Raw genomic sequence first — 26,195 nt, 5'->3', positions numbered from 1 at the left:
ATGGCCATGTCCATGATCTTGTGGATCTTCGTCGCGTGGGCCTCGCCCAGCGCACCGCCGAAGATCCGGAAGTCGTGCGCGTACACGAACACCGTGCGGCCCTCGACCGTGCCCCAGCCGGTGATCACACCGTCCGTGAACGGCTTCTTCGCCTCAAGCCCGAAACCCACGGCCCGGTGCCGGCGCAGCTGCTCGACCTCGTTGAACGAACCCTCGTCCAGCAGCAGCCCGATCCGCTCCCGCGCCGTCAGCTTCCCCTTGGCATGCTGCGCCTCGGTCGCCTTCTCGCTCGGGCCGGCCAGAGCCTGCTCACGGATCGCGTGCAGCTCCGCCACGCGCCCACGCGCGTCGGTGGGCTCGTCGCCGGGGTTCGAGGCGGTGTCGTCCAAAACGGTCATGTAGTGACCTTACGAAGCCCACCAAGGAAAACCGCCCGTCGACTCCGTACAGTCTCCGGCGCCGTTTCCTGGTGAGCCCTGACAGTTGTGGACGAAAACCGGCGGTCATCGACTGCGCGAGGCCCCCTGGCATTGTACGGACCCTATAAAGCCCCGCTGCAGACGACGAGCTTCCTGTTCACCGATTCGCCGTCGCCTGTTGGTGTGTCCGCGTTCTGCACGCTCTGCACGCCTTTCAGGATGCCGTCGAGTTCCGCCTCGGACAGACTCCCGTCGCCGGCGACCGCGGCGACGGTCTTCAGGGCCGCTTCGTGGAAGGCGTCGCGCAGCATGGGCCGCATGACGTCCGAGGCGTCGAGGCAGCGCGGTACGTCGTTCTGCCGGAAGCGGCGGTAGACGGCGCGGGCCGTGTCGTCCTCGCCCTCCCGCCCGCCGATCTTCTCCATGACCGGGGTCATGGCCGAGTACATGGTGCCCTCGTCGGCCCAGTCCTGCTGGACCTCCTGGGAGAACAGCACGCGCAGGGCCCGCTGGGCCGGTTCCCGGTCGTCGAAGAGGGCGGCGAAGTCGCCGGACACCTCGTAGCCGCGCCGGGGGTGGGGGCCGCCGGGGAGCAGGCGGGCGGAGTCCTCGATCGTGGCGCCGTCCTCGCCGCGGGCGAAGGAGCCCTGGTGTTCGTAGGCGCAGTGCTTCTCCTCGCGGAAGTCCCCGCCGTTCTTCTTCAGGGCGCCCGGGCCGCGCCAGTCGGTGGTGAGGGCGTCCGCGGCGTGCTTCCGGTCGGTGGCGAGGAAGTCGGCCCAGCGCCGCCAGGCGTTCCGGACGGGGCCGTGCCGGTCGGTCCAGTCGACCGTGCCGCGGGCCCATCGCGTGTAGGGGCCGGGGCCCGCGTCCTGGAGCAGGAGGTCCTCGATCCAGTCGGTGCCGGGCCAGCCCGCGGCGCCGTCCTCGCCGAGGCCCAGGCACCAGGAGGCGAGGTCGGCGGCGGGGCCCCGCTGCCCGGGGGTGCGCCACACGATGCTCTTGAGGTTGGCGTTGACCGGCCACCAGTACGTGGCGCCCTTGCCTCCCGCCGGCTTCCACGGCCCCGCGTAGTCCCGCTCCGGGTCGATGCCTTCGAGGGCGTCGTCGAGGGGCTTGAGGAGCTGGTCGGCGCCGTAGCCGGCGAGCTCGCCGATGCCGGGCATGATCGCGATGTCCGGCGGGTCGCCCGCCTGCACGCGGGCGAGCAGGACCTCCCGCTGGGCGGGGGTGCCCTCGTAGTCGACCTTGATGCCGTGGTCCTCCATGAGGGTGCGGAAGCGCTGGGCCTCCTGGCCGGTCCAGGTGCCGAGGACGGTGACCACCGGGTCGGAGGGCAGGGCCAGGGGGACGGCGACGGGCGCCACCACGGTCAGTACGGCGGCCAGGGCCAGGGCGCGGCGGCGGCGCCGGGTGCGGGTGGCGGCGCGGCCGATCCGGCGGGCCCAGGTCCAGTCGACGGGGCGGCGCGGGTAGTCCTGGACGAGCCGGACGACGAGGCCGGCGACGGTGGCGCACACGACGGCGCCGCCGAGGACGATGTACGCGACGTTCCACCAGCCGGAGCCGGACAGGGCGGGGGTCCCGGCGCCCGCGACGGTCTTCTGGGCGGTGTCGAGGACGCCGGAGGCGTCGCCCAGGCCCGCGGCGAGGCCGGTGCGCAGCGTGCCGGCGAGGTCGTCGCGGGTGCCGTCCAGGGCAAGGGCGGTGTGGACGGCGAGTCCGGCAGAGAGCCCGGCGAGGAGGGTGATGCCCGCGCCGCCGGCGAGGATCGCGGGGGCGAGCACCCGGCCGCAGCGGCGCCGGACGACGGCGGCGGCGCTGAAGGCGAGGGCGGCCGCGGCGCCCAGGGCGAGGAGGGCTCCGGCCCAGGCGGCGACGAGCGGGAAGGAGGGCTCGGCCAGCCGGCGGGCCCGGCTCTGTTCGTCGCGGGCGATCTGTTCGAGGCGGGCGAGGATGCCGGTGTCGGGGCGTTTCAGCAGGGCGCGGGCCTCGGCGAGCTTCTCCGACCGCATCCGCGGGTCGTCGCGGTAGGTGACGGTGGCGGCGGTGACGGCGTTGCCGTACGTGACGAGCATGCCGTTGACGGCGGAGACGTTCTGTCCGACTCCCCCGACGGCGTGGTCGGCGAACCGGGTCAGGCCCTGGTCCGCGGCGGCGAGCTGGCTCTCGGCGCCCTCCCCCGCGCCGACCGTCGGGGCGATGCCCAGCTCGATGGACCGGCGGGCTTCCTGATCGGCGCGGAGCACGGCGAGGCGGACGGCGACGGCGCCCTGCGCGGAGGGGGCGGTCTCGTCGCGCATCCGGCGGGCCCGCGCGTCGAGGGCGGGCACGGCGACCGCGGTGAGGAGGGTGACGCCGGCGATCGCGCAGACGAGGAACAGCCACAGGTGCCGGTGGAGCAGCCGGCGAGTGCTCAGGGCGCGCTGGGCGCGGACGACGGAACCGATCGTGCGGCCGAGCGCGCTCATGCCAGTCGCCTTCCGCAGCGGACGCAGTAGCGGGCTCCGGGGACCGCGGGCTCGGCGCAGGCCGGGTCGGGGCAGGGGCCCGTGGGAGTGGCGCCGCCGGGGTGGGGGCGGCGGGGGCCCCGGCCGGCGGAGCGGGTGCTCAGGTGCAGGAGGGTGACGCCGATGCGGTGGGGGTCGGCGGGGAGGCGGGCCTCGGTCCGGCCGGTGGCGGCGTCGATGATCCGGGCGTGTGCGCGGATCTCGTCGAGCACCCAGTCCTCGCCGAGCCGGTGCGCGGCCGCGGCGGCCCGGCCGAGGTGTTCCTCGGCGTCGGTGCGGCGTCCGGCGTCGAGCGCTTCGAGGCCCTTCTGAAGGTGGTCGACCATGCGGTGGCGTGAGTCGAGGATGCGGCTGTCGGCCGTGGTGTCCTCGGGGGTGTGGGCGGCGGTGCGGGCGGGCGGCGGGCCGGGGGCGAGCCAGCGGGCGGTGACGGCGGCGTGCAGGTCGCCGAGCGAGACCGTCGCGAACTGGAGTTCCTCGCCGAGCACGTCTGCGGTGTCGTCGGCGCGCAGGGTCAGCAGGAACTCGCTGGGGGCGCCCGACGGGTCCCAGGGCAGGGCGGCGAAGCGGTGGTGGTGGGGGTGGGCCGGGTGCGGGTCGAGGCGGCGGTGTTCGGGGGTGAACTGCACGAGGGAGTCGAGCTCCACGCCGGGCCGGGTGCGGATCTCCAGGGGCAGTTCGGGGACGGCGCGGCGGCAGGCGCGGCGTACGGCGGCGGCCAGGGTCGGCGCGAAGTCCGGGCCCGCGGCCTCGGCGGTGCCGCGCAGCCGGGTGGCGATCCGGTCCAGCGGGCGGTAGTCCCAGCGGTCGCCGACGGCGATGACCTCGCAGCCGAACTCCGCGCCGCACGCGTCGAGTTCACGATCGAGGGCGTCGGCGCGGGTGGCGGACCCGTCGGTGACGAGGAGCAGCCGCCGCAGGGGGCGCTCGCAGCCGGCGAACAGTTCGCGGGCTGCGGCGAGCCAGCCGTCGTAGCCGGTGGTGCGCGGCGTCGCGGCCGGGGCGAGCGGGGCCGCGCCGAGGGCGAAGACGGCGGCGCGGCGGTGGTCGCGGTCGGCCGGGGCCCAGGCGCCTTGGCCGGCGTCGGGGTAGTAGCGCCCGGGCCCCGCGGCCAGTACGGCGAAGCGGGCCCCGGCCGGCAGGGCGGGCAGTGCCTCCCGCACCGCCCGCACCAGCTCGGGCCGCCGTTCCTGGCCGAGGTCGAGGGCCAGCGCCACCGCGAGGGCGCGGGGATCCGCGGCGTCCCCGTCGGCGCCGTCGGAGGCGGTGACCTGGAGGGTGGCGCGCAGGGTGGCCGGTTCGCCGGGGACGCGGCGATCGGGCACGAGGTCGGGCTCGTCGACGCGGACGACGAGCGTCGTGTCGTACGGGGCCGCGGGCCCGCCGTCGGTGGTCCTGGCCGGTCCTGAGGTGGCCGGGGGTGTCATCGGGTCCTCGGGGGTCGTCGGGAGCCGGCCGGCGTCATCGGAGGGTCAGCGGGCGGACGGCGTGGGCGTGTTCGACGAGGGATTCGCTGAGGTCCTCGTCGGGGGTGTCGGCCGCGAGTTCGAGGTAGTCGTCGGCCAGTCGGGCGCGGACCTCGTGGGCGGGGGTGGGCGGTACGGGGCGGCGCCAGGAGCGCAGGAGGGCGCGGGCCGTGGGGTCGCCGGTGGCGCCGTGGGTGAGGTGGAGCGCGGCGAGCTGCCATTCGGTGACCTCGATGCGCAGGCGCAGTTCGTCGCCGGTGGAGAGGTGGAGCTCGCGTTCCTGGGGCGGGAGGGCGCGGTCGGCCTCCTGGGCGGCGAGGACGGCCGCGGCGGCTCCGGGGGCGGGCAGGTCGCCGGGTTCGGGGCCGAGGCACGCGGCGCCGATGCGGGTGGCGGCGCGCCGGGCGAGGGCGCGGCCCCGGGTGCCGGGCGGGACGCGGTCCAGGGCGGCGAGGGCGCCGGCGCGGTCGCGGGCGTCGAGGGCGAGCCGGGCCAGGCCCAGGGCGGCGCCGCAGTGCGCGGCGTTGCGCAGGTGGACGGCGTGGAAGAGGTCGCGGGCGGTGGCGCGGGCGGCGGCCGCATCCGGGCCGCCGGTGTGGGCGGCGCATTCGTGGACGTAGGCGAGGGCGAGTTTGGGGGCGTAGTCGCCGGGGAGGTCGGCGCGGACCCGTTCGAAGGAGGCGCGGGCCAGTGCGAGGTCGGGGTGGCGGCCGTCGGTGCCGAAGCGGGCGAGGGCGATGAGGCCGCGGTGCCATTCGAGGCGCCAGCGGCGGACGTCCTCGGGGCCCGGGATGGCCTCGGCCTCGGCCAGGTCGGCCTCGGCGCCCGTGAGGTCGGGGGCGGGGCCGGTGCCGAGGGCGACGCGGATGTTGTGCAGGCAGATCTCGGCGGAGCGTTCCTTGTCGGGGTCCTGGCCGAGCCGGGTGGTGGGGGCGTAGCCGCCGCTGACGCCGAAGTTCGGGGTGCGCTTGTCGTCGACGAACCGTTTGGGCACGGGGAGCCGGCGCGCGATCTCGACGGGGGTGGGCCGGCCGGGGTCGAGCGGGTGGAGCAGGGGTGGCGCGCCACTGCGGGGGCGGCCGGGGCGGCGGCGGGCGAGGGTCTCGGTGGTGGGTACGTCGCCGAGCCGTTCGCCGAGCCACTCGGGCGAGGGGTCGAAGGCGACGGACGGTTCGGGGGTGGCGGCCTTGCCGCGCAGGGCTCTGATCTCCCGGAGCGCGCCGCGCAGTTGGTCGGCCATTTCTCGGGCGTCGCGGAACCGGGTGCCCTCGGCGACGGTCCGGGTGGCGCGGGCGACGACGCCGTCGAAGGAGGTGGCGCCGAGTCCGGGGACGTCGTCGCGGACGGCCTGGGCGGCGAGGACGCGCAGGGTCACGCCGACGGTGTGGAGGTCGTTGGCGAGGGTGAGTTCGCCGCCGAGTTCGGGGGCGTGGAAGCCTGGGGTGACGTGCAGGGCCGGTTCGGTGCGGCCGGCCTCGCGGACGCCGCCGAGGTCGATGACCTTGACGCGGTCGCCGACGTGGACGACGTTCGACGGCTTCATGTCGCCGTAGAAGCTGTCCCGGTCGTGCAGGTGGGCGAGGGCGCCGAGGAGCTGGATGCCGTAGGCGGCGACGTGTTCGATGTCGAGGGTCTCGCGGCCCCGGCGGACGGCGTCGACGACGGACTGGAGGGTGTGGTCGCCGACGTCCTCCATGACGATGTGGCCGCCGGTGAGTTCCTCGGAGGGCAGGAAGTCGCGGATCTGCACGATGTTCGGGTGCCGGGTGGCGATGAGGGTGCGGCGTTCGAGGTCGGCGAGGGCGGCGCTGTCCTGGCCGTAGCGGTCGCGGAGGGTCTTGACGGCGACGAGGTCGTCGAGGTGGGTGTCCTCTGCGAGGTACACCCAGCCCTGGCCGCCGCGCGCGACCGGCCCCTTGATCAGGTACTGCCCGCCGACGGTGTCGCCCGCGCCGAACTCGGGCCGCATGGCCTGTGCGGTGCCGCACTCCGGGCAGTACTGCCGGTCGGGCCGTCCGTCGAGCACGGGGATGGTGGCGCCGCAGTCGGGGGCGCGGCAGCGCTGGGCCTGTTCGGCGATGTGCGCGCCGTCGGCGAGCCGTTCCTCGGGCGAGCGCGGGCGGCGCACGGGGAGCCGTAGCAGCGCGTCGGGGCCGTACGGGGGCGCACCCAGGGAGGGCAGGGCAGGCGCGTCGGGCCGGCGCCCGCAGTGACCGCAGTACCCGGTGGCGCACACGCTCCCGGGACAGCCGGCCCCGGTGAGCCGCCGGTGCGGGCACGGGCGCGGGCTCATGCGGGGCCTCCCGGGTGGGCCGACTGGAGGTCGGTGACCAGGGAGCGCAGGGCGGCCAGGCGGGTTCCGGGGTCGGTGATCGTCGTGAGGGAGCGGCGGCGCAGGATCAGGGGTTCGACCGTGGCGGTGTGGTGCGGGAGCGAGGCCGGGTCGAGGACTCCGGTCTCCCGGGCGAGTCGGGCCTCCCTCTCTTTCGCTCGGGTCAGGAGGTGGTCGGCGTGGGTGAGGAGGGCCGGTTCGAGGACGTGGTCGCGGACCTCCGGCCAGCCCGGCGCCTCGCTGTCACGGAAGACGAGCAGGAGCCGCAGTCCGCACGCGGCGAGCCGGCCGAGCAGCAGGGCGAGCCGGGCGGGGTCGTGGGCGTCGTCGACGGCGTCCACGAGCAGTACCCGGGCGTGCCCTTCGGGTGGGGCGGCGGGGGCCGGGCCGTCGCCGAGCAGCCAGGCGCGGGTGGCGGGCCACTGTCCCGGGGCGAAGGTGAGGGCGCGGCCGAGCAGCCGCTCGACGAGCCGTTCGCGGGAGGCCTCGGCGGGCCGGTGCACGAGGTCGGCGAGGTGTGCGAGGTGGTGCAGGGTGCGGGCGCGGCCGCCGTCACGGGCGACGACGCTGATCTTGACGGGGGCGGCGCCGGGGTCGCCCAGCCAGGCGCGGGTGCGCCGGTCGAAGGCGGGGTCCCAGGCGTCGGGCGCGGCCAGTTCCCGTACGGGGGGCGCGAGTTCGGCGATGCGCGTGACGGGGATGAGGTAGGAGAACGCGAGGATGTTGTCCTCGGGGAGCGGCTCGTCGAGGTCGCCGCGCCAGCTGACGACGAGGCCGACGACGACGGGGTCGCCGTCCGGGGACACGGTCCAGGCGCCGGCGCCGCTGAACCCCTCGCGGACGACCTCTCTGCGGTGGCGGGCGTCGATCTGGACGAGGGAGCCGCGCAGCCCGGCGACGGAGCCGGTGAGGGTCATGCCGTCGTCGAAGCGCTCGGCGTAGCCGGTCGCCCGGACGGGGAGTCCGGCGGGGATCGTGGTGGACAGCCGGGCGGGCCGGGCCTCGGGGCGCGGGCTGTCCAGGCGCAGGACGGCGAGGTCGCGGCTGGGGTCGGTGTGCCGGTCGTCCACCCAGCCGTCGTCCAGGACGCGGGCGGCGACGGAGGGCAGGGCGGGGTTCTCGGGGAATTCGGCCCAGAGCGCATCGCCCGGGTGGGTGACGACGTGCGCGCAGGTGAGCACGGTGCGCGCGTCGACGAGGACCCCGGCGCCCAGTACGGCGCCCGCCGCGTCCCCCGACCGCAGGCGCACCCGCCAGTCCGCAGCCAACTCAGCCATCGTCTTCACGCTACGCACCAGGGGGCGTCCGCACTAGACTCGTGACACGCCTTCATCAGCCAAGTGCCGTACAGAAAGGCGGACTTGATGAGTGATCAGCCGGAGCCGATCGGTCTCGCGCAGGCGATCGCGGCGCTGCGCAAGGAGCTCGCGCAGGCGCAGCGGGAGGGCGCGGGCAGCGACTGGAAGTTCACGGTGGGGCAGGTGAGCGTGGAGTTCTCCGTGCAGTTCCACCGGGCCGGGGACGCGGGCGCGGCGCTGAAGCTCGGGGTGGTGGAGGCGCGGCTCGGCGGCGGCGTGAGCCATGACGCGGTGCACCGGGTGCAGGTGGATCTGAAGCCGGCGCCGGGTCCGGACGGCCGGGAGCGGACGGTGGGCCGCTAGGCCGTGTCCGCAAAGTCCCGCCGTCCGGTCCCCCGCGCCGGGAGGGCTTAGCTTCCGCAGCGGAAGCGGGCCTCGCCCCAGTCGGCGTGGTCGTTGCCGTTGCCGTCGCCGCCGTCCCCGACGACGAGGTCGACGTACTTGGCGCCGCTGACGTCGGCGGTGAGCGACCAGGCGCTGTCGCTCGCCTTGAGGACGGGCGACTTCACCTTCTCCGTGCCGTCGGCCAGGACCGAGAACTGCACGGTGCCGCGGGTGGTCTGCACGTCGTCGACACCGACCTGCGCGGTGAGGGAGGCGCACTGTCCGCCGAGGTAGTAGCGGACCTTGGCGGGGGCGTGGGTGCCGAGTCCCTTCGCGTAGGTGACGCCGCCGATCCTGAGCGGGGTGCCGTCGCCCTGGCCCTGTTCACCGTTGGACAGGTCCTTCTCGACCGGGCCCCAGCCGTTCTCGGCACTGGTCCAGTCGAGGTCACTGGCGTAGGTGTCGGTGGTGGGCGGCGGCGGCAGGGTCCGTACGGAGGCGACCGCGTCGAGCGCCCGGTCGGTGCCGGCGACCTGGTACGCGGCCTTCGCGGTCAGCCGGTAGGGCTCGTACGGGGCATCGGCGGGCGGGGTGACCTGCCAGGTGGCGGTGGTCTTCCCGCCGGGGGCCACCGGCTCGAGGGCGACGGGCCCGGTGGGCTCGGCCTTCCAGCCCTCGGGCAGGCCGAGGGTGACGGTCGCGCCCTGGATCTGCTCGGCCTCGTAGTTGGTGAAGGTGGCGGTGACCTTGTTGGGCTGTCCGGGCTCCAGGGTTCCCGCCGCGGCGAGGTCGAGCGTGGCGCAAGCGGCCTGCTCCTTCGCCGGGCCGAGGTCGGTCACGGTGAAGTCGTCGAGGACGAAGTCGGCGCCGTCGGGGGCCGAGGGCAGCTTGCGCAGGCCGGTCCAGGTGTCGCCGCAGCCGGCGGTGACGGTGGTGCTGAAGCGGCCGGTGGTCCGCTGCTGTGCGAGGGGGACGGCGGCGGTCTCGACGGCGTCCTCGCCGCGGTCGTAGCCGCTGACCCACTGGTAGGCGTCGGCGTGGCTGGACTGGTAGGCGAAGTCGACCTTGTAGGTGTGGCCGTCCTTCAGGGGGACGGTCGCGGGTGAGGTGCGGTAGACGACGCCGTCGTTCTCCTCGTGGGACTTGAGGGATTCGCCGCCCTCGATGACGTCGTCGACGAGCTTTCCGTTCCAGCCGGCCTGGGTGTACGGGGCGTGCTTCTGGGCGATGTGGGTGCGCGGGTCGGTGGTGCCGCCCGCGTCGCCCTTGTCGAAGGGGCCCCAGCCCTGGTCGACGTCCTCGAAGTCCTCGTGGACGACGGTGCCGACCTGTGTGGCGGGCGCGTTGCGGACGACGCGGACGTCGTCGGCGCGGACGGCGGTGCCCTGGGCGTCGGCCGCGGCGTGGATCTTCAGGACGGCCGAACCGCTCGCGGGCGCCGTGAAGTTCACCTTCACCCGCTGCATGTTCGTGCCGCTCCAGTCACTGGCCGCCATGGTGTTGCGCAGCGTGGAGCGGTCCACGGACGCGGACTCGCCCGCGATCGAGAGCGTGGTGTGCCGGCCGGCGCCGGGGGCGACCTCGATCCAGGCGGAGGCGGTGTACCGCTTGCCGGGTTCGAGGCCGGTCAGGCGCTGGGCGAGGCCGGCCTCGGGCTTGCCGGTGAGGCGGGCGCTGTTGCGGCCGTGGTCGTCGGTGTGGCGGGTGACGGCGCCTTCCTCGTCCCAGCCGGTGAGCCGCGCGTCGTTGAAGCCGGGGTCCTTCAGGCCGGTGCCCTCACCCCAGGCGGGGTCGCCGGCGGCAGGGGTGGCGCCGTCCGGGTAGAGGACGTACGGCTGTCCGGCCTCGGCGTCGAGCGTGATCCTCCCGTCGGCGTCGGTGCGGACGGTGCCGGTCTTCACGCGCCCGTTGTCGGTGAGCTTGTGGACGGTGTAGCTGCCGCGGGGCACGGTCCAGGTGCTGGTGCCGCCCTGCTTGCTGTAGTGGTACAGCTTCGTGCCGCCGTCCTTCGCGGCCCAGGGCAGCAGGTAGCGGTCCCCGTCGAGGACCTTGCGGCCGTGGTCGTAGAAGGTGCGCCTGCCGTCCTCGACGGCGGCGCGCAGTCCGCCGGTGAAGGTGATGTCGTTGCCGTCCCAGCGGGTGATCTTCTGGTGCTGGAGGAACTTGGCGGGCAGGTCGCGCTGCCAGACGTTGGCGTAGAAGTCGTTCCAGTCGTTCTCGCCGGTCCAGCCCTCGAAGTCGACCAGGGCGCTCTGGCCGAGCACCGGGTCGTTGTTCCAGACGTCCTTCTCGCTGTTGCGGATGAACCGGATGATCTTCGAGTTGAGGCCCTTGTTGGTGGCGCCGCCGTAGTCGAGGTCGTTGGCCCAGTGGGACCAGACGGACTGCCGCTCGAACTTGTCGGCCCACTCGGTGGCGAGGTTCCAGCCCTGGCCGTTGATGGCCTCGGCGGTCTTCTCGGCGATCCAGCCGTGCGTGTAGTAGACGTCGACGTAGACCGTGGTGAGGTTCTTGTCGGTCTCGTCGCGCAGCTGCTTGAAGCGGGCGGCGAGGTCGCCGCTGTTGATGTCGCGGCGCTGGTCGATGTAGTAGCTCTGGTCGAGCCAGTTCCAGCCGGGCTTCTTGGGGTCGATCAGCTGGTCGCCGAAGTGCCGCGCGACGGGGTAGGCCTCGGTGGCGTTGACGTGGACGCCGAACTCGGCGCCGTACTTCTTGCCCGCCTTGAGCAGGGTGTTGAGGTCCTTGAGGCCGCCGGCCCGCTTGTTGGTGTTGCCGCCGTAGTCGGGGTGGGCGGAGTCGTGCCCCTCGGACTGGTAGCCCTTGAGCATCGCGAACTGGCCGAGGTCGTCGGTGGCGAGCCCGATCCGCTTGACGTCGTCGAGTGTGCGCAGGAACGGGTGCTGGGCCTGGCTCGCGAAGTTGAACGGGATGTGGGTGATGACCCGGTCCGCGGTCGCGTCCGCGCCCTGGGGCGTGATGCCGATGCCACGGAAGGCGACGGCGCCGTCCTGCCAGTCGACCGTGCCGTCGCCGTTGGCGTCGGGCGTGACGACGACCTTCGCCCAGGGCAGGTTCTCGCCGGTGGCGGGGGCCGGGGCTCCGGCGCCGCGGTAGGTCCACTGCCCGGACCAGACGCCGACACGGGTGGTGCCGTCGCTCTCCTTGCGGGCCTGGTGCCAGAAGCGGGCGTCGTCGCCGAACGCGTCGCCGCTCGGCTTGTCGTACGCGGAGTTCGACTCGACGGCGGCGGCCAGCTTGCCCGTGTTGACCAGGGCGTAGGAGGCGCCGGACGCGGCGGTCTCGGCCGGGGTGGTGTCGGTGACCTTGCCGAAGACGTCGGCGGTGCGGGTCGAGTCGGGGTCGAGCCTGGTGAAGGCGGTCGCGGCTCCGCCGTCGGCGCTGCCCACGGAGACGAGGTCGTGGCCGGGGATGTCGATGGTGCCGACGCGGAAGGCGTCGGTGTCGCGCACGGCGGTGACCTTGAAGGTCGTGGCCCGGCCGCCGACCGTGAGCGAGGCGTCGAGCTGCACGCCCGGCAGGTCGGGGAACTCCAGGGTGTACGCGGCGCTCGCGCCCTCCGTCTTCGGGGCGCCCGCGAGGCGCACCGGATAGGCCTTGCCGTTGAGGGTGACCTCGGTGACGGCCCGGGTGCTGCCGAGCAGCCGGGATCCGTCGGCCACGTTCTCGTAGGACAGGACGCGGGGGAAGTCCTCGGCCACGGTGACCCGCAGCTGCGAGGAGGTGAGGACGAGGCCGGCGGGGGCCGCGTCCGGCGGCTCGACGGCCAGGGCCGGCGACGCGAGGGCGATGCTCAGGGCCGTCGCCAGGACCAGGGCGTGGGTGGCGCGAGATCTTCGGGACATGAGGCCTTGGGTATCCGCGCACCGGGAGGCGGGTCAACGGCGCGGGCCGCCGGGCGGGCCCGCAGTCCAACAACTGGCTTCCGTAAGTCCAAGCCCGGGGGCCGATACCCGGTTCTACGCGCGTCCGGCCGCGCGCGCCGGAGCCTCACGCGGTGTAATCGGAGGGATGCGTTGCGCCTGATGTTGAACATTGAACTTAATCGCGCTACAGTCGAAGCACGTTGAAAGTTAAACCTTCAACAACCACTCCGGCATCACCGTGCCACCCCGTCCCCAAGGAGCACGTCATGGGCATCTTCGGCCGCAAGAACGAGACCACCGCCACCCCCGCCGCTGCCGCCACCTCGGCCGGCCCGGACCTCGCCGCGCTGACCGGCGACTACACGGTCGACCCGTCCCACACCACGCTGGGCTTCGTCGCGCGCCACGCCATGGTGACGAACGTGAAGGGCAGCTTCACCGACTTCACGGGCTCGCTCCACCTGGACGGCTCGGACCCGTCCAAGTCCACGGCCTCCTTCGACGTGCAGATGGAGAGCATCGAGACCGGCAACGCTGACCGTGACGGTCACCTGAAGAGCTCCGACTTCTTCAAGACGGACGAGTTCCCGACGATGACGTTCCGCTCGACCTCCGCCGAGTCCCTGGGCGGCGACGACTACCGCATCACTGGCGAGCTCTCGCTCCTCGGCACCACCAAGCCGCTCACCATCGACCTCGAGTTCAACGGCGTGGCGAAGGACCCGTTCGGCAACGAGCGCGTCGGCTTCGAGGGCAAGGCCACGATCCTGCGCTCCGAGTGGGGTCTGACCTGGAACGCGGCGCTGGAGACCGGTGGCGTCCTCGTCTCGGACAAGATCAAGCTGAACTTCGACATCTCGGCCATCAAGAACGCCTGAGTCCCGCGGTTTCAGTGAGTTGAGGCGGCCACGAGTTGCGTGGCCGCCAACTCCCCGTACAACGCGTCCTTCTCGACGAGTTCGGCATGGGTCCCCTGGGCCCGCACCCGGCCGCCGTCCAGGACGACGATCCGGTCCGCGTCCACGACCGTGGACAGCCGGTGCGCGATCACCAGGACCGTCGTGTCCGGGGCGAGGTCGCGCACGACCTCCCGCAGGTACTGCTCGTTGACCGCGTCCAGGTTCGCGGTCGCCTCGTCGAGCAGCAGCAGCCGGGGGCGGCGCAGCAGGGCCCGCGCGATCGCCACGCGCTGACGCTCGCCGCCGGAGAGCAGCACGCCCCGGTGGCCCACCGCTGTGTCCAGGCCTTCCGGGAGCCGGGCCACGAGATCGCCGAGGCGCGTGCGCCGCACGGCGTCCGCCAGTTCTTCCTCCGTCGCGTCCTGGGCCGCGTAGCGGAGATTGTCGCGCAGGGTGCCGGCGAGGACGGGAGCGTCCTGCTCCACGTAGCCGAGCGCGCCGCGCAGGGTGCCGAGCGGCCAGTCGCGGATGTCGCGGCCGCCGACCGTGAGGGTCCCCTCGTCGTGGTCGTAGAACCGTTCCAGGAGCGCGAACACCGTCGACTTGCCCGCGCCCGACGGGCCGACCAGAGCCGTGAGGCCGCCGGCCGGGGCGTGGAAGGTGATGCCGTCGTGCGCGGGGGCGCGGTCCTCGTCGTAGGCGAAGGTCACGTCCTTGAAGGTGACGTCCAGCGGGACGCGGGCCTTGCGCTTCGCCTTGCGCCGGGTGCGCGCCTTGACGGCCGCGTGCGCCGCGGGGCGGGTGCCGGTCGTGGTCTCGCCCGGCAGGTCCTCGATCTCCGCGATGCGGCCGAGCGCCGCCAGACCGCTGTTCAGACCGACCCAGCCCTCCGCCAACTGGCCGAGCGGGCCCACGAGATAGAACAGGTACAGCAGGAACGCGACCAGCGACGACAGGTCCAGGTCCCCCGACGCGACGCGGGCGCCGCCGACGCCGATCACGCACAGGAACGCGAGCTGCACCGACATCAGCGTCGACACGTCCGACACCGAGGTCCAGCGTGCCACGGTCAGGCCCTTGGCGTACGCCCGCCCGGCCGCCCCGGTGACGGCCGCCTCCTCGCGCTCCTCGGCGCCGTTCGCCTTCACCGTGCGGAACGACTGCAACGCCCGGTCGAGCGCCGACCCCATCTCCCCCACCGCTTCCTGCGCCTGGGTCTGCGCGCGGCGGATGCGTGGCATCAGCAGCGCGAGCGCTGCCGCGATCAGGGTCAGCACGAGCAGGGTCACGCCGAGCAGCACCAGGTCCATGACGCCCATGAAGACCACGGTGCCGAGGAGGGTGAGGGCGCCGGTCGCGGACTCGACGAGGCTGCGGGACAGGACGGTGCGCAGCAGGGTCGTGTCGCTCGTGGCCCGGGTGAGGAGGTCGCCGGGGGTCAGCCGGTCGACGGCCGCGACCTTGAGCCTCAGCATCCGTGCGACCAGGCGCTTCCTGGCTCCGAGCACGACGCTCTCGCCGGTGCGGGCCATCAGGTACGTGCCGGTCGCGGTCAGTGCGGCGCCGGCCGCGACGATCAGGGTGAGCAGGAGCAGGGCGGGGGCCGCCGACCGGTCCTCCGCGAAGGCCTGGACGGCGTACTTGGCCATCAGGGGGATGGCCAGGCCCGCGGCGTCGCCGACCAGCGCGAGGAGACCTCCGGTCAGGAGGGGGCGGAGGTGGGGGCGGGCGTAGGCGAGGAGGCGGGCGGACGGTGCGGGCACGTTTGCGGTCTCCTCGCGCCATAGGTCTTCTGGTCCGTGGGTGGGTGACGGTGCGTCGTGGCTGATCGCGCCCACGCGGCGGAGCCGCTGATCGTTGCGGCCCCGCGCCCCTGAAGGCGCACTTCGTGCGCCCCCCTGGGATCAGCGGGAGCTGGGGGCCACCGACATCAGGGGGCGGTACTCGTCCAAGGTCGCGGCCTCGCCGACGAGTCGGGCCTCGGCCTCGATCCAGGCGTGCGGAGCGAAGGGCGGGGCCGCGCGGACACCCGCGTGCCACACCGGCCACGTCCCCGACAGACGGCACAGCAGGGCGACGGCGACCGAGCGCGGCAGGCACCCGTACCACCCCGCGCACCGCCGGCTCGTCGTCACGACGGACTCGTACGCGGCGAGCGCCGCGGCGTGGGACGCGGGCCGCGCCCCACGGCTGAGGAACGTGAGGACGCGGCGCAGGCGGTCGGGCCGCAGCCGGGCCACCAGCAGGGCGACGCCGACGACGGCCCGGGTCCGCAGCCCGCGCGCTCCTCCCCCGGGCATCGTCATCTCGGTGCTCACGGCGTCGCCATCCGCGCGTCGACGAGCTGCCGGGACAGCGCGGCGACGTCCGCCTCGGCCCGCTCCCGCTCCACGTCGAACTCCGCGACGAGCCGGTCGACGACCTCGGGCGCCCCGAGTCCTTCGGCGAGCGCGCTGACGACGAGCGTCCCGGACTCGTTCAACTGCCAGTACGTTCCCGAGCGTTGGTCGAGGAGCACGCCCCCGAAGTCGGTCGTGGTGACCGAGATGCCGTCCCTGAGTTTCACGGGGTGAGCGCCTCTCTGTGTGCGGAGGGGATCGCGGTCGCGCGCAGCCACATCTCGCAGGCGACCGTCGAGTCGATCGAGTACCGGGTGTGCAGCGGTGAGTACGGGTCCGCGGCGAGCGCGTCGAGCCGGGCCGGGTCGACGAGACCGAGTCCGGCGAGCCGCGAGGCGCCGGGCTCCCACAGCCGGCGCAGCTCGTCGGCGTGCCGGACCAGGCCCTGGACGGTGTCGCTGTTCATGTGGTCCTTGGTGGTGCGGTCGAGCAGCGGAGCGGGCACGGCCTCGCGCACGGCCTCGGCGAGCAGCGGCTTGTAGCGCGCGGGGTCGATCCGGTCGGTGAGCCGTACGGCGAGGGTGGCTTCGACGACGTGGTCGGCGTACAGGGGCGCGGCGACGGGCAGCCCGAGGCCGAGCCCGTAGTCCTCCATGGCCTGGAAGTGCCGGGCTCCCGTGCGGAGGGTGTCGAGGTCGAGGTGGCGGCCGGGGCGCGGGGCGAGGGGTTCGGCGTCGGCGGCGGCAATGCGGAAGGCGTCGCGGACGAGGTCGCGGGCGTCGTCGGTGAGCCAGGGCGGCAGCGACTGGCGCACGCTCCAGGTGAGTTGGGGCGTGCGGGAGGTCGGCAGGACGTCGTCGGTGACGGCGTCGGCGAGCCAGGCGCGGAAGGAGCCGCGGCCGATGAGGGCGCGGGCGGTCGCGGCGAGCGGCCAGCCCAGCTGGTGGCGTACGGCGCCGATCCGGTTCCAGGCGGCGAGCGGGTGCCGGGGCAGCAGGTCGCCGGCGACCGTCGGCAGCGCCATGAACAGTTCGTCGCCGCCGTACCCGGTGATGTGGCACTCGGAGCCGCGCGCCGCGGCGAGCCCGAGGAGCATCCGGGCGCGGGCCCGGGCGGGGGCGACGGGCAGCGGCTCGTCGCCCATGAGGGCGGCGGGGGCGGGGAGTTGTTCGCTGACGCCCGCGTAGAAGAGGGGCACCTCGTCACCGGGGACGATCTCGTGGGAGAGGCCGTCGGGCCGCTCGGCTCGGGCGAGTTCGACGGCGCGCAGGGCCCAGGTCTCGTCCTCGGCGTGACTCTCGCGGGAGGCGACGGTCAGCAGGGACAGGTGGGCCGGTCCCGCGCGCCGGGTGAGGAACGCGAGAGAGGTCGAGTCGAAGCCGCCGGAGAGTTCGCAGCTGACGCGGGCGCGGCCGGACACATGGGCGCGTACGGAGCGGTCGAGCGCGTCACCGAGGCGCGCGGCGCCTTCGGCCATGGGCAGTTCGGCTTCCGGCGCGTGCCACCAGCGCCGGGTGGCGCGGGTGCCGTCGGCGCGGAGCACGAGGGCGTGCGCGGGGTCGATCTCGGTGAGGCCGCGCCAGACGGGCCGGGCGCTGAGCGGGTGGGGCAGGAAGTCGAGGAGGCGCAGGGCGAGCGCGGTGTCGTCGAGTCCGGCGCCGGTGAGGTGGGCGAGCACGGCGGGCCGGTCCGAGACTAGCGGGAAGGGCCCGTCGGTCGCGTGGATCCGGCGCAGTCCGGACGCGGTGCCGCGCACCCATGTCTCGTCCCCCGTACGGGAGATGACGTGGTGCACGCCGGGCAGGCGGCGGGCCAGGCGGTGGTGAAGTCCCGCGCCGTCGCGGCCCGCGCGGAGCTCCTCGGCGAGTCCTTCGACGGGGGCGGGGCCGATGACGAGGACGGCGTCCGCTCCCCGCACCGCGCCGCTGACGCGACGCAGCCGGGAGCGGACGATGACCCAGGGGCGGCCCGAGGGATACGGGAACACCTGCCAGGCCACGTCGTCGTCCGCCGACGGTGCGTGGCTGCCGCCGGGAGCGGTGGCGGACGCCGTCAGTCGCCCGGCCGTCGCCTGTCCCTCCGGGGTGTCCGGGAGGACGACGAAGCAGTCGCGCGCGTGGGGCGGCTGTACGGGGCGGGCGGGCGGCATCTTCACCTCTCCTGGGCGGCGGTCCTGCTCGGTCGGCGGCGGGGTGTCACACCGGCGGGTCAGACGATGCGGCGGACGATCCACTCCTTGTAGGGGCCGACGAAGTAGCCGGCGGTCACCTTGGTGAAGTCGCCCTGCTTGACCATCGCCGGAGCGACGTAGCCCTTCTTCGCGATCTCGGTCTTCTTCTCCATCGACCGTTCCTCCATCTCGTTCGTGTGTGTAACGGATGTGATTGGTGTGCAGCGTGTGAACGCCACGACGATCATTGCCAGCCCGTGAGCATTCATGCACTCAATGCGATCGCTTTAGAGAGATGACCTGATCGTTTCGCGACGGAGTCCGACTTGTGGTGATGAGCGGCGGGAAGTCGGGGCGTTTCGCCGGCCCGCGGACGGAAGGTTCACGCCACCGCCGGGTGCGAGGGGGCGGGACATGGGATGCTGCGGCCCGTGCCCGAACCGATCATCACCGCCGCCGAGGTGCGGCGGGCCGTCCTCGATCCGGAGGCGGGATCCGAGCCCTACATACTGAGCGGCGCCCTCGTCGAGGGCGCCCTGGCGCTGGACGGCGCGGAGATCAGGCGGCTCGTCCGCTTCGAGGGGTGCCGGTTCGAGGGGCCGCTGACGCTGGAGGGCGCGAGCACCCTCGCGTTCACGGTCACGGAGTGCACGCTTCCGCGCTTCCACGCGCCGACGGCCCAGATCGCGGGCCGGCTCGACCTGCGGGGATCCACGATCGACGGCGGCGACCGGCGCGGCGCCGTGAACCTGGTGCACGCGCACATCGCGGGCGGACTGCGGCTCGACCGCGCGCATCTCGTGTCGCCGGAGGGACTCGCCCTGAACGGGGGCGGGCTCGTGATGCAGGGCGGGGTGTTCTGCGAGGACGGGTTCCTCGCGCACGGGCGGATCGCGCTGCCCGGCGCCGAGATCCCCGGCGGCCTGTGGATGCACGGGGCGCGGATCGTCATGCCGGACCCGGACGGGATCGCGTTCCTCGGGGACTCGCTGCGGGCGTCGACGGTCCGCATGAACCAGGGGTTCCGCGCCGACGGGCGGATCCGGCTGCGCGGGGCGCGCATCGACGACCTGCTCTCGTTCCACGAGGCCGAACTCCTGGGCGCCGGCGCGTCGTTGATGTGCGTCGGCGCCCAGATGGAAGCGCTCGACCTGCGTCTGGCCCGGCCGGCGGCGGGCGCCGTGAACCTGCGCAACGCACGGGCGACCCGCCTCCAGGACCGCCCCCGCACCTGGCTCGGCCCGCTGTACCTGGACGGGCTCACGTACGACTGGCTGGAGCCGACGGCGACCACTCAGCGCGAGGACTGCGCCCACCGCCTGACCTGGCTGCACCTCCAGCCGGAGTACGTCCCGCAGCCGTACGAGCAACTGGCCGCCCACTACCGGAGATTGGGCCACGAGGACGAGGCCCGCCGCGTGCTGCTGGTGCGGGAGCGGCGGCGGCGCGCGACGCTGGCGCCCGCCGGACGGATCTGGGGCGGGCTGCTCGACGCCACGGTCGGCTACGGCTACCGCCCGTGGCTGGCCGGGATCTGGCTGGCCCTGCTCACCCTGCTCGGCTCCCTCGTCTTCCGCGCCCACACCCCCGTACCGAACAAGCCCGGCGAGGGCCCGCCGTTCCAGCCCGTCGCGTACGCACTGGACCTGCTGATCCCGGTCGGCGGACTGGGGCAGCGGGACGTGTGGCACTGGGACCGGCCCTGGGTGCAGAACCTGGCGTACGGCATGATCGCGATCGGCTGGATCCTGACCACGGCCGTCGTCGCGGGCGTGACCCGCACCCTCAATCGCACCTGAACCCGCATGTCCACCAGGAGGACCCGCTTGCACCCCGAGACGACGACCCTGCGCCGCGCCGAACCGGCCGACGCGCTCCCCGCTGCCGAGGTCTGGCTGCGCTCCTTCGCCGCCGCGCTGCCAACCGTGCGGCGCGCGCACGACGACGACGGGGTGCGCGGCTGGTTCACGCACGTCGTCGTGCCACATCACGAGACATGGGTGGCCGTCGAGGAGGACGGCGCGGTGACGGGCCTGCTGGTGCTCGACGGCGGCGAGCTCGACCAGCTGTACGTGGACCCGGACCGGCAGGGGCGCGGGCTCGGCGGACGGCTGCTCGCGCTGGCCAAGGAGCGGCGCCCGGACGGGCTCGACCTGTGGACGTTCCAGGTGAACGCGCGGGCCCGGGGCTTCTACGAGCGGCACGGCTTCGTGGCCGCCGAGTGGACGGACGGCGCGCGCAACGAGGAGCGGGAGCCCGACGTCCGCTACACCTGGCGGCCCACCGTGTGAACCGGGTCACACAGCGCGCCGTGATGTCACGAATCGGGGGCCGCCACCGGTCCCCGTAGTGAGCACTCACGGGAGGCGCGCTTCATGACGGAGAGCACTACGGGGAGCAGGACAGGGAGCACGACGAGGAACACCGTCCGGGACGCGGGGGCGGGCGAGCGGATCGCCGACTGGGCGGACGGCAGACTCGGGGTGTACGGCCTCGGGCGGAAGTACCTGCGGAAGATCTTTCCCGACCACTGGTCCTTCATGCTGGGCGAGATCTGCCTCTACACCTTCGTCGTCCTGATCCTCACCGGCGTCTATCTGACCCTCTTCTTCCACCCGTCCATGAACGAGGTGGAGTACCACGGCAGTTACGTGCCGCTGAACGGCATCCGGATGTCGGAGGCGTACTCCTCCACCCTGGACATCAGCTTCGACGTGCGGGGCGGGCTGCTGATCCGGCAGATCCACCACTGGGCGGCGCTGATCTTCGTCGCGGCGATGTTCGTGCACATGATGCGGCACTTCTTCACCGGCTCGTTCCGCAAGCCGCGCGAGGTCAACTGGGTGTTCGGCTGGCTGCTGCTGTTCCTCGCGCTGTTCGAGGGACTGCTCGGCTACTCGCTGCCGGACGACCTGCTGTCCGGCGCCGGGATGCGGCTCATCGAGGGGATGACCCTGTCCGTGCCGGTCGTCGGCACGTATCTGTCGTTCTTCCTCTTCGGCGGCGAGTTCCCCGGGCACGACATCGTGGCCCGCTTCTACTCGATCCACGTCCTGCTGCTGCCGGGCGTCATGGCGGCGCTCGTCGTCCTCCACCTGATCCTGGTCTTCTACCACAAGCACACCCAGTTCGCGGGCCCCGGAAAGACCGAACAGAACGTCGTGGGCCAGCCGTTCTTCCCCGTCTACGTGGCGAAGGCGGGCGGCTTCTTCTTCCTCGTGTTCGGCGTCGTGGCGCTGATCGCGGCGGTCGCCTCGGTCAACCCGGTCTGGTTGTACGGCCCCTACCGACCCGACCAGGTGTCCACGGGCGCGCAGCCCGACTGGTACCTCGGCTTCGCGGAGGGCCTGGTCCGGGTGATGCCCGGCTGGGAGGTCACCGTGGGCGGTCACACACTGGTCCTCGGCATCCTGATCCCGCTGCTCGCCTTCCCGCTGTGGCTGGTCCTGATCGGGGCCTATCCGTTCTTCGAGGCGTGGATCACCGGCGACCGGCGCGAGCACCATCTCCTGGACCGGCCCCGGAACCGTCCGGTCCGCACGGGCCTGGGCGTGGCCTGGCTGACCGGCTTCCTGGTGGCGCTCGCCGCCGGCGGCAACGACCTGTGGGCCACGCACTTCCACCTCTCGGTGAACGCCATCACCTGGACCGCGCGCGTCCTCCTGCTCGCCGGCCCGGTGCTCGCCTTCGTCGTCACGAAGCGGATCTGCCTGGGACTCCAGCGCCGCGACCGCGACAAGGTCGAGCACGGCCGCGAGACCGGCCGCGTCCGGCGCCTTCCGCACGGCGAGTACGTCGAACTCCACGAGCCGCTCTCCCCGTCGGAACGCTTCCGCCTGACCCACCACGACCAGCCCGCCCCGCTGGAGCCGCCTCCGGCCGAGGACGAACAGGGGGTACGACGCCGGGTGCGTCGGGCCGTACGGGTGCGGGTGGCGCTGTCGCGATGGATGTACGGACCGGGGTCGCAGATCCCGAAGGCGGATGCGCGGGCCGGTGGTTCAGAAGCCGCCGCCGAAGTCGCCGCCCCCGCCGAAGTCCCCGCCGCCCCCGAAGTCGCCGCCGCCTCCGAAGTCTCCGAAGTCGCCGGAGGAGAAGTCGGCTCCTGAGTAGTCGCCGCCGGCGGCCGGGTCGAAGTCGCCGTAGCCGGAGCCGTAGTCGGCCGCGTAGGCGGGGCTGGCCATCATCGAGCCGAGCATCGTGCCGACGAGGAGGCCGGGGAGCATGCCGCCGCCGAAGTAGCCGCCGGCCCAGGGGCCGTAGGCCGGGCCCGCGTCGTAGTAGGGGCGGCGCTCGCCGGTGCCCGCGTCGACGGTGCGGACCAGGGGTTCGGCGCCGTCGGCGAGACGGGCCGCGTCGGCGGCGCAGACCGGGACGTCGCGGGGCGAGCCGCCGGGCGGGGTCCACTCGGCGTCGGTGACGGAGGGGCCGTGGCGCGGGTCGAAGAAGCAGGGGACGCGGCGCTCGGGCAGCGGGCGGCCCTCACGGCGGGCGGCGAGCTGGGCGAGCGAGAACCGGCCGTCCTCCAGGGTCTGGGTCACCGCGCGCACGTCCTCGGGGCGCTGGGCGGCGGCCATGAACTGCTTGGCCTTCTCGTACGCGTCCAGGCCGCGCTCGTAGTCGGCGCGCATCGCGTCGTCGGCGCCCGCCTCGGCCGGGTGGAAGTCGAGCCGGTCCAGTTCCTCGCCGAAGGCCGTGATGTCCTCGTCGACGACGACCCGGAGCTTGTCCAGGGCCTCGCGGCGCTCCTGCTCGCGGCGCCTGCGGTTGCGCCGGGTCACCGCGTAGACGCCCGCGCCGCCGGCCACGACGACCGCGCCGACGCCGATCAGGGCCCCGGCCGACATCCCGTCGTCCCCGCCCGCGGCCCAGGAGTCGGGCGCGGATCCGGTGGCGGTGCGGACGGCGCCGTCCACGAAGTCGTCCAGCTGCCGGGCGACCGGCTCGCCCTGCACGCTCCCGGTCAGGTTCCGTACCGCCTGGTTCGACATGACCTGGTGGTCGGCGCGGGCGTCGAAGGCGCCGCCGAGCCGGACCCCGTACACGCCGACGATCCCGGTCTTCGTGCGCAGGTCCGTGAACAGGTCCTGCTTCGGGAAGCCGGCGGGCAGCACGGCCACCATCACCGGCTTGTCGGCGTCCTTGATCCGGGTGGTCAGCCGGTCGACGTCGGCCTTGCTCAGGGTGCCGGCGGCGGCCGGGTCCACGTAGACGGGCCCCTTCTCCAGGGCGTCGGCCACCGTGGAGACGTCGCTCGCTGCGGTCGCCGTGGGCGCCACGGCGAGCGTCGCCCCGAGGGCGAGGAAGGTGGCGGCGAGGGCCGCTGCGAAGGGCCTCATACCTCGACGCTAACCCAATCGGGCCACGTGCGAGGGCTGAGGCCCCGACGCCTGTGCGACAGCCGGTGCGACTACTCGACGGGCTCGACGCCGGCGCGCAGCAGACCGTACGTGTACGCGTCCTCCAGGGAGCCCCACGAGGCGGCGATCACGTTGTCGGCGACGCCGACCGTGGACCACTCGCCGGCGCCGTCCGTGGTGGTGATCAGGACGCGGGTCGTGGACTCGGTGCCGTGCTTGCCCTCCAGGATGCGGACCTTGTAGTCCACGAGCTCCAGCTTGGCGAGCTGCGGGTAGATGCGCTCCAGGCCGACGCGCAGGGCGCGGTCCAGGGCGTTGACCGGGCCGTTGCCCTCGGCGGTGGCGACGATGCGCTCGCCCTTGGCCCACAGCTTCACGGTCGCCTCGTTGGCGTGGCTGCCGTCGGGGCGGTCCTCGACGATGGCGCGCCAGGACTCGACACGGAAGTAGCGGCGGGCCCGGCCCTCGGCCTCCTCGCGCAGCAGCAGTTCGAAGGAGGCGTCGGCGGCCTCGTACGTGTAGCCCTGGAGCTCGCGCTCCTTGACGCGCTCGACGACGCGGCCGACGAGCTCGCGGTCGTCGGAGATGTCGACGCCGAGCTCCTTGCCCTTGAGCTCGATGGAGGCGCGCCCGGCCATGTCGGAGACGAGCATGCGGATGCGGTTGCCGACCAGCTCGGGGTCGATGTGCTGGTAGAGGTCCGGGTCGACCTTGATCGCGGAGGCGTGGAGCCCGGCCTTGTGGGCGAACGCGGAGACGCCGACGTAGGGCTGGTGCGTGGAGGGGGTGAGGTTCACGACCTCGGCGATGGCGTGCGAGATCCGGGTCATCTCGCGCAGCGCGCCCTCGGGCAGGACCTTCTTGCCGTACTTGAGCTCCAGGGCGGCGACGACCGGGAAGAGGTTGGAGTTGCCGACCCGCTCGCCGTAGCCGTTGGCGGTGCACTGCACGTGGGTGGCGCCGGCGTCGACGGCGGCCAGCGTGTTGGCGACGGCGCAGCCGGTGTCGTCCTGGGCGTGGATGCCGAGGCGGGCGCCGGTGTCGTCGAGGACGGTGTGGGTGATCGCCTGGACCTGGGCGGGCAGCATGCCGCCGTTGGTGTCGCACAGGACGACGACGGCCGCGCCGGCCTCGTGGGCGACCCGTACGACGGACTTGGCGTACTCGGCGTTGGCGCGGTAGCCGTCGAAGAAGTGCTCGCAGTCGACGAAGACGCGGCGGCCCTGCTCGACGAGGTAGGAGACGGTGTCGCGGACCATCTCCAGGTTCTCTTCCAGCGTGGTGCGCAGGGCCAGCTCGACGTGCCGGTCGTGCGACTTGGCGACGAGCGTGATCACCGGGGCGCCGGACTCGAGGAGGGCCCGCACCTGGGGGTCCTCGCTCGCCTTGGCGTTCGCGCGCCGGGTGGAGCCGAAGGCGACGAGCTGGGCGTGCTTGAACGTGATCTCTTTCCGGGCGCGGGCGAAGAACTCCGTGTCCCGCGGGTTGGCACCCGGCCAGCCGCCCTCGATGAAGCCCACACCGAAGTCGTCCAGGTGTCGCGCGATGGTCAGCTTGTCCGCGACGGTGAGGTTGATGCCCTCGCGCTGCGCGCCGTCGCGCAGCGTCGTGTCGAAGACGTGGAAGGAATCGTCGAGTTCACCGGCGGACTCGCCGGCGTGTTCGCTCGGGCTGCTGCTCATGCTGATCTGGCTCCTGTATGGGATCTCGGTCTACCGGAATGACCGGCTCCACCGTCCATCTATGATCCCTCGCGCTCTCCGCCTGGCTGGGTGTGGGCCAGAAACAGAAAAACCTCTCGCGGGTGCGAGAGGTCTGCGCGCGGGTCGAGGACGACGGTGTCCGCCCGTACCGGGTCGTACGAGGCGGTCACTGCGGACCGGCGCGCCTGCTGCCAATAATCATGGCGAACGAGAGCACGGCGGCAGTCTGCCACAGCCCCGGCCGGGCCCGGGCCGTGGTCTCACGATGCGGTCAGATGTCCCGGTTTTCAGACGTCTCGGCGTTTCGGTCCCTGGCCAGTTCGGCGAACGTGGCCAGCCAGTGGTCCGTCGCGAAGTCGCCGCGCTCGACGGCGGGCAGGCCCGCGGCGAGGTGGGCGTCGGCGGCCTCGGCGAGCCGGGCGCGGGCCTTCCCCTCGGGCAGCGCCGCCGCGATGCCGCGCAGGGCGGCGGCGCGGGACAGGGCAAGGCCGAGCAGATGGCCGATGTGCGGGTCGGTGGGGTCGGAGACCACGGGTACGTCGAGCAGCGGGCAGGGCGCGCCCGCGCCGAGCCCCGGCAGGAACCGGTCGAACCACGCGGCGAACTCGGCGGGCCCGAGCACCCGGCGCATCGCGTCCGCCTCGCTCAGCGCGGGCGACAGGAAGTCCTGGCCCGAGGGCTCCCAGTGGGCCGGCGCGTCGTGGTCCCCGGCGAACCAGTCGCGCAGCCGGTCCCGTACGGCCTCCAGGGTGGCGTCGGCGAGGCCCGCGGCCGCGCCGGTGTCGAGGATCAGGCCGAGCGAGAACGCGCTGTTGGTGTGGATGCCGTGCCGCACGGGGTACGTGGCCTTGCCGAGCCAGTCCGTGAGGAGCCGCTCCACGGCGGTGACGGCCGGGGCGAACGCGTCCGCCCAGCGGGTGCCGCGGCACTCGGCGGCGAGCGCGGTCAGCCAGGCCCAGCCGTAGGGGCGCTCGAACCCGGGGTGCGCGAGGAGGTAGTCGGCCTCGGTCCGGAGGTGCTCGGGGGTCAGGTGGGCGTCGAGGACGCTCAGGTCGGTGCCGGCGGGGAGTTCGTCCCTGGTGTGGAGGCGGACGAGGAGCCAGTGCATGTGCACGGCCGAGTGCCAGTCGTAGGCGCCGTAGAAGGCGGGGTGGAGGGTGCGGGGGGTGGTGTCCTCCGTGGGGGCCGCGACCAGATGGGCCGGGAAGTTGGGGTACTCGCGCGTGATGTTGGCGGTGGCCAGCCGGGCGGTTGCCTCCGGCGTGAGCATGGGGTGTCCTCTCGGGGTCACGGAATCGCGTCTGCGGGGTGTTGTCTCATGGCCGGGTGCGGCCCGGTGGGGGCTGGTCGCGCAGTTCCCCGCGCCCCTGAAATGCAGACCCTTCGGGTCGCATTTCCCCGATGAGGCGCAGCCTCACCAGGGGCGCGGGGAAC

The 26,195-nt window shown here is 73.6% G+C and carries 19 protein-coding genes; 5 read left to right on the top strand and 14 right to left on the bottom strand.

What is annotated here, in order from left to right; genetic code table 11:
• The 5 genes from ACFW9D_RS27220 to ACFW9D_RS27200 form a co-directional block, all read right to left on the bottom strand.
• Positions 1–398, bottom strand: a 398-nt coding sequence (locus ACFW9D_RS27220) for a carboxyl transferase domain-containing protein (RefSeq protein ID WP_384625899.1), incomplete at its 3' end; no start/stop codon positions are given.
• Positions 399–541: 143 nt separating this feature from the next.
• The gene (locus ACFW9D_RS27215) at positions 542–2,887 is read right to left on the bottom strand and encodes an extracellular solute-binding protein (RefSeq protein ID WP_384625896.1); all 2,346 of its coding nucleotides are present in this window, start codon (positions 2,885–2,887) and stop codon (positions 542–544) included.
• Complete coding sequence (locus tag ACFW9D_RS27210; protein WP_384625894.1) at positions 2,884–4,353, bottom strand: hypothetical protein; 1,470 nt, start codon at positions 4,351–4,353, stop codon at positions 2,884–2,886. Before ACFW9D_RS27210 ends, ACFW9D_RS27215 begins: the two co-directional genes overlap by 4 nt.
• A gap of 34 nt (positions 4,354–4,387) precedes the next feature.
• Complete coding sequence (locus tag ACFW9D_RS27205) at positions 4,388–6,685, bottom strand: tetratricopeptide repeat protein (protein WP_384625891.1); 2,298 nt, start codon at positions 6,683–6,685, stop codon at positions 4,388–4,390.
• Entirely contained in the window at positions 6,682–8,001 is a 1,320-nt protein-coding gene (locus tag ACFW9D_RS27200; RefSeq protein WP_384625888.1) for a serine protease, read from the bottom strand. The genes ACFW9D_RS27205 and ACFW9D_RS27200 overlap by 4 nt, the downstream gene beginning before the upstream one ends.
• Before the next feature lie 87 nt (positions 8,002–8,088).
• On the opposite strand from ACFW9D_RS27200, the gene ACFW9D_RS27195 reads away from it, so the two are divergent.
• Positions 8,089–8,385 carry a trypco2 family protein gene (locus tag ACFW9D_RS27195; RefSeq protein WP_188336673.1) on the top strand — a complete coding sequence of 99 codons (297 nt, stop codon included), beginning with the start codon at positions 8,089–8,091 and terminating at the stop codon, positions 8,383–8,385.
• A 47-nt stretch (positions 8,386–8,432) separates the two neighbouring features.
• On the opposite strand, the gene ACFW9D_RS27190 is transcribed toward ACFW9D_RS27195, so the two are convergent.
• Positions 8,433–12,269: an endo-alpha-N-acetylgalactosaminidase family protein gene (locus tag ACFW9D_RS27190; RefSeq protein WP_384625885.1), complete on the bottom strand. Its 3,837-nt coding sequence runs from the start codon at positions 12,267–12,269 to the stop codon at positions 8,433–8,435.
• Positions 12,270–12,556: 287 nt separating this feature from the next.
• On the opposite strand from ACFW9D_RS27190, the gene ACFW9D_RS27185 reads away from it, so the two are divergent.
• Positions 12,557–13,168 carry a YceI family protein gene (locus ACFW9D_RS27185; RefSeq protein ID WP_188336675.1) on the top strand — a complete coding sequence of 204 codons (612 nt, stop codon included), beginning with the start codon at positions 12,557–12,559 and terminating at the stop codon, positions 13,166–13,168.
• A gap of 11 nt (positions 13,169–13,179) precedes the next feature.
• Here the strand turns inward: ACFW9D_RS27185 and ACFW9D_RS27180 are convergent, their stop codons facing one another.
• The 5 genes from ACFW9D_RS27180 to ACFW9D_RS27160 form a co-directional block, all read right to left on the bottom strand.
• Positions 13,180–14,952 (bottom strand): ABC transporter ATP-binding protein, encoded by a 1,773-nt coding sequence (locus ACFW9D_RS27180; protein WP_384625882.1) that lies wholly within the window; start codon positions 14,950–14,952, stop codon positions 13,180–13,182.
• Positions 14,953–15,093: 141 nt separating this feature from the next.
• On the bottom strand, positions 15,094–15,507 hold the full coding sequence (locus tag ACFW9D_RS27175; RefSeq protein WP_384625879.1) for a lasso peptide biosynthesis B2 protein: 414 nt from the start codon (positions 15,505–15,507) through the stop codon (positions 15,094–15,096).
• A complete protein-coding gene (locus ACFW9D_RS27170; protein ID WP_188336678.1) occupies positions 15,504–15,755 on the bottom strand; it encodes a lasso peptide biosynthesis PqqD family chaperone in 252 nt (83 codons plus the stop codon). Before ACFW9D_RS27170 ends, ACFW9D_RS27175 begins: the two co-directional genes overlap by 4 nt.
• Positions 15,752–17,677 carry an asparagine synthase-related protein gene (locus ACFW9D_RS27165; RefSeq protein WP_384625876.1) on the bottom strand — a complete coding sequence of 642 codons (1,926 nt, stop codon included), beginning with the start codon at positions 17,675–17,677 and terminating at the stop codon, positions 15,752–15,754. Before ACFW9D_RS27165 ends, ACFW9D_RS27170 begins: the two co-directional genes overlap by 4 nt.
• 59 nt (positions 17,678–17,736) lie before the next feature.
• Positions 17,737–17,871 carry a keywimysin-related RiPP gene (locus tag ACFW9D_RS27160; RefSeq protein ID WP_188336680.1) on the bottom strand — a complete coding sequence of 45 codons (135 nt, stop codon included), beginning with the start codon at positions 17,869–17,871 and terminating at the stop codon, positions 17,737–17,739.
• 258 nt (positions 17,872–18,129) lie between these two features.
• Here ACFW9D_RS27160 and ACFW9D_RS27155 point away from each other — a divergent pair, with 258 nt between their 5' ends.
• The 3 genes from ACFW9D_RS27155 (at position 18,130) to ACFW9D_RS27145 (ending at position 21,807) form a co-directional block, all read left to right on the top strand.
• The gene (locus ACFW9D_RS27155; RefSeq protein WP_384625873.1) at positions 18,130–19,497 is read left to right on the top strand and encodes an oxidoreductase; all 1,368 of its coding nucleotides are present in this window, start codon (positions 18,130–18,132) and stop codon (positions 19,495–19,497) included.
• A 27-nt stretch (positions 19,498–19,524) separates the two neighbouring features.
• Complete coding sequence (locus ACFW9D_RS27150) at positions 19,525–19,989, top strand: GNAT family N-acetyltransferase (RefSeq protein WP_384625870.1); 465 nt, start codon at positions 19,525–19,527, stop codon at positions 19,987–19,989.
• Positions 19,990–20,073: 84 nt separating this feature from the next.
• On the top strand, positions 20,074–21,807 hold the full coding sequence (locus ACFW9D_RS27145; RefSeq protein ID WP_384625868.1) for a cytochrome bc complex cytochrome b subunit: 1,734 nt from the start codon (positions 20,074–20,076) through the stop codon (positions 21,805–21,807).
• Here ACFW9D_RS27145 and ACFW9D_RS27140 read toward each other — a convergent pair.
• The 3 genes from ACFW9D_RS27140 to ACFW9D_RS27130 form a co-directional block, all read right to left on the bottom strand.
• A complete protein-coding gene (locus tag ACFW9D_RS27140) occupies positions 21,700–23,037 on the bottom strand; it encodes a hypothetical protein (protein WP_384625865.1) in 1,338 nt (445 codons plus the stop codon). The two genes, ACFW9D_RS27145 and ACFW9D_RS27140, sit on opposite strands and share 108 nt — an antisense overlap.
• A 71-nt stretch (positions 23,038–23,108) precedes the next feature.
• Positions 23,109–24,740 (bottom strand): citramalate synthase, encoded by a 1,632-nt coding sequence (gene cimA, locus ACFW9D_RS27135; protein ID WP_384625862.1) that lies wholly within the window; start codon positions 24,738–24,740, stop codon positions 23,109–23,111.
• Between the two features lie 292 nt (positions 24,741–25,032).
• Positions 25,033–26,031 (bottom strand): DUF2891 domain-containing protein, encoded by a 999-nt coding sequence (locus ACFW9D_RS27130; protein WP_384625860.1) that lies wholly within the window; start codon positions 26,029–26,031, stop codon positions 25,033–25,035.
• Between the last annotated feature and the right edge of the window lie 164 nt (positions 26,032–26,195).

The organism is Streptomyces sp. NPDC059524 (assembly GCF_042749255.1).
GTDB classification, from domain to species: domain Bacteria; phylum Actinomycetota; class Actinomycetes; order Streptomycetales; family Streptomycetaceae; genus Streptomyces; species Streptomyces xanthii.
The sequence above is the reverse complement of the archived record's forward strand: the minus strand, read 5'-3'. Positions and strand labels throughout refer to the sequence as shown.

What these genes read in the sequence shown, in the direction of transcription:
- ACFW9D_RS27215 (WP_384625896.1), bottom strand. Translation starts at nt 2,887, where the DNA reads ATGAGCGCGCTCGGCCGCACGATCGGTTCCGTCGTCCGCGCCCAGCGC.
- ACFW9D_RS27210 (WP_384625894.1), bottom strand. Translation starts at nt 4,353, where the DNA reads ATGACACCCCCGGCCACCTCAGGACCGGCCAGGACCACCGACGGCGGG.
- ACFW9D_RS27205 (WP_384625891.1), bottom strand. Translation starts at nt 6,685, where the DNA reads ATGAGCCCGCGCCCGTGCCCGCACCGGCGGCTCACCGGGGCCGGCTGT.
- ACFW9D_RS27200 (WP_384625888.1), bottom strand. Translation starts at nt 8,001, where the DNA reads ATGGCTGAGTTGGCTGCGGACTGGCGGGTGCGCCTGCGGTCGGGGGAC.
- ACFW9D_RS27195 (WP_188336673.1), top strand. Translation starts at nt 8,089, where the DNA reads ATGAGTGATCAGCCGGAGCCGATCGGTCTCGCGCAGGCGATCGCGGCG.
- ACFW9D_RS27190 (WP_384625885.1), bottom strand. Translation starts at nt 12,269, where the DNA reads ATGTCCCGAAGATCTCGCGCCACCCACGCCCTGGTCCTGGCGACGGCC.
- ACFW9D_RS27185 (WP_188336675.1), top strand. Translation starts at nt 12,557, where the DNA reads ATGGGCATCTTCGGCCGCAAGAACGAGACCACCGCCACCCCCGCCGCT.
- ACFW9D_RS27165 (WP_384625876.1), bottom strand. Translation starts at nt 17,677, where the DNA reads ATGCCGCCCGCCCGCCCCGTACAGCCGCCCCACGCGCGCGACTGCTTC.
- ACFW9D_RS27160 (WP_188336680.1), bottom strand. Translation starts at nt 17,871, where the DNA reads ATGGAGAAGAAGACCGAGATCGCGAAGAAGGGCTACGTCGCTCCGGCG.
- ACFW9D_RS27145 (WP_384625868.1), top strand. Translation starts at nt 20,074, where the DNA reads ATGACGGAGAGCACTACGGGGAGCAGGACAGGGAGCACGACGAGGAAC.
- ACFW9D_RS27140 (WP_384625865.1), bottom strand. Translation starts at nt 23,037, where the DNA reads ATGAGGCCCTTCGCAGCGGCCCTCGCCGCCACCTTCCTCGCCCTCGGG.
- cimA (WP_384625862.1), bottom strand. Translation starts at nt 24,740, where the DNA reads ATGAGCAGCAGCCCGAGCGAACACGCCGGCGAGTCCGCCGGTGAACTC.
- ACFW9D_RS27130 (WP_384625860.1), bottom strand. Translation starts at nt 26,031, where the DNA reads ATGCTCACGCCGGAGGCAACCGCCCGGCTGGCCACCGCCAACATCACG.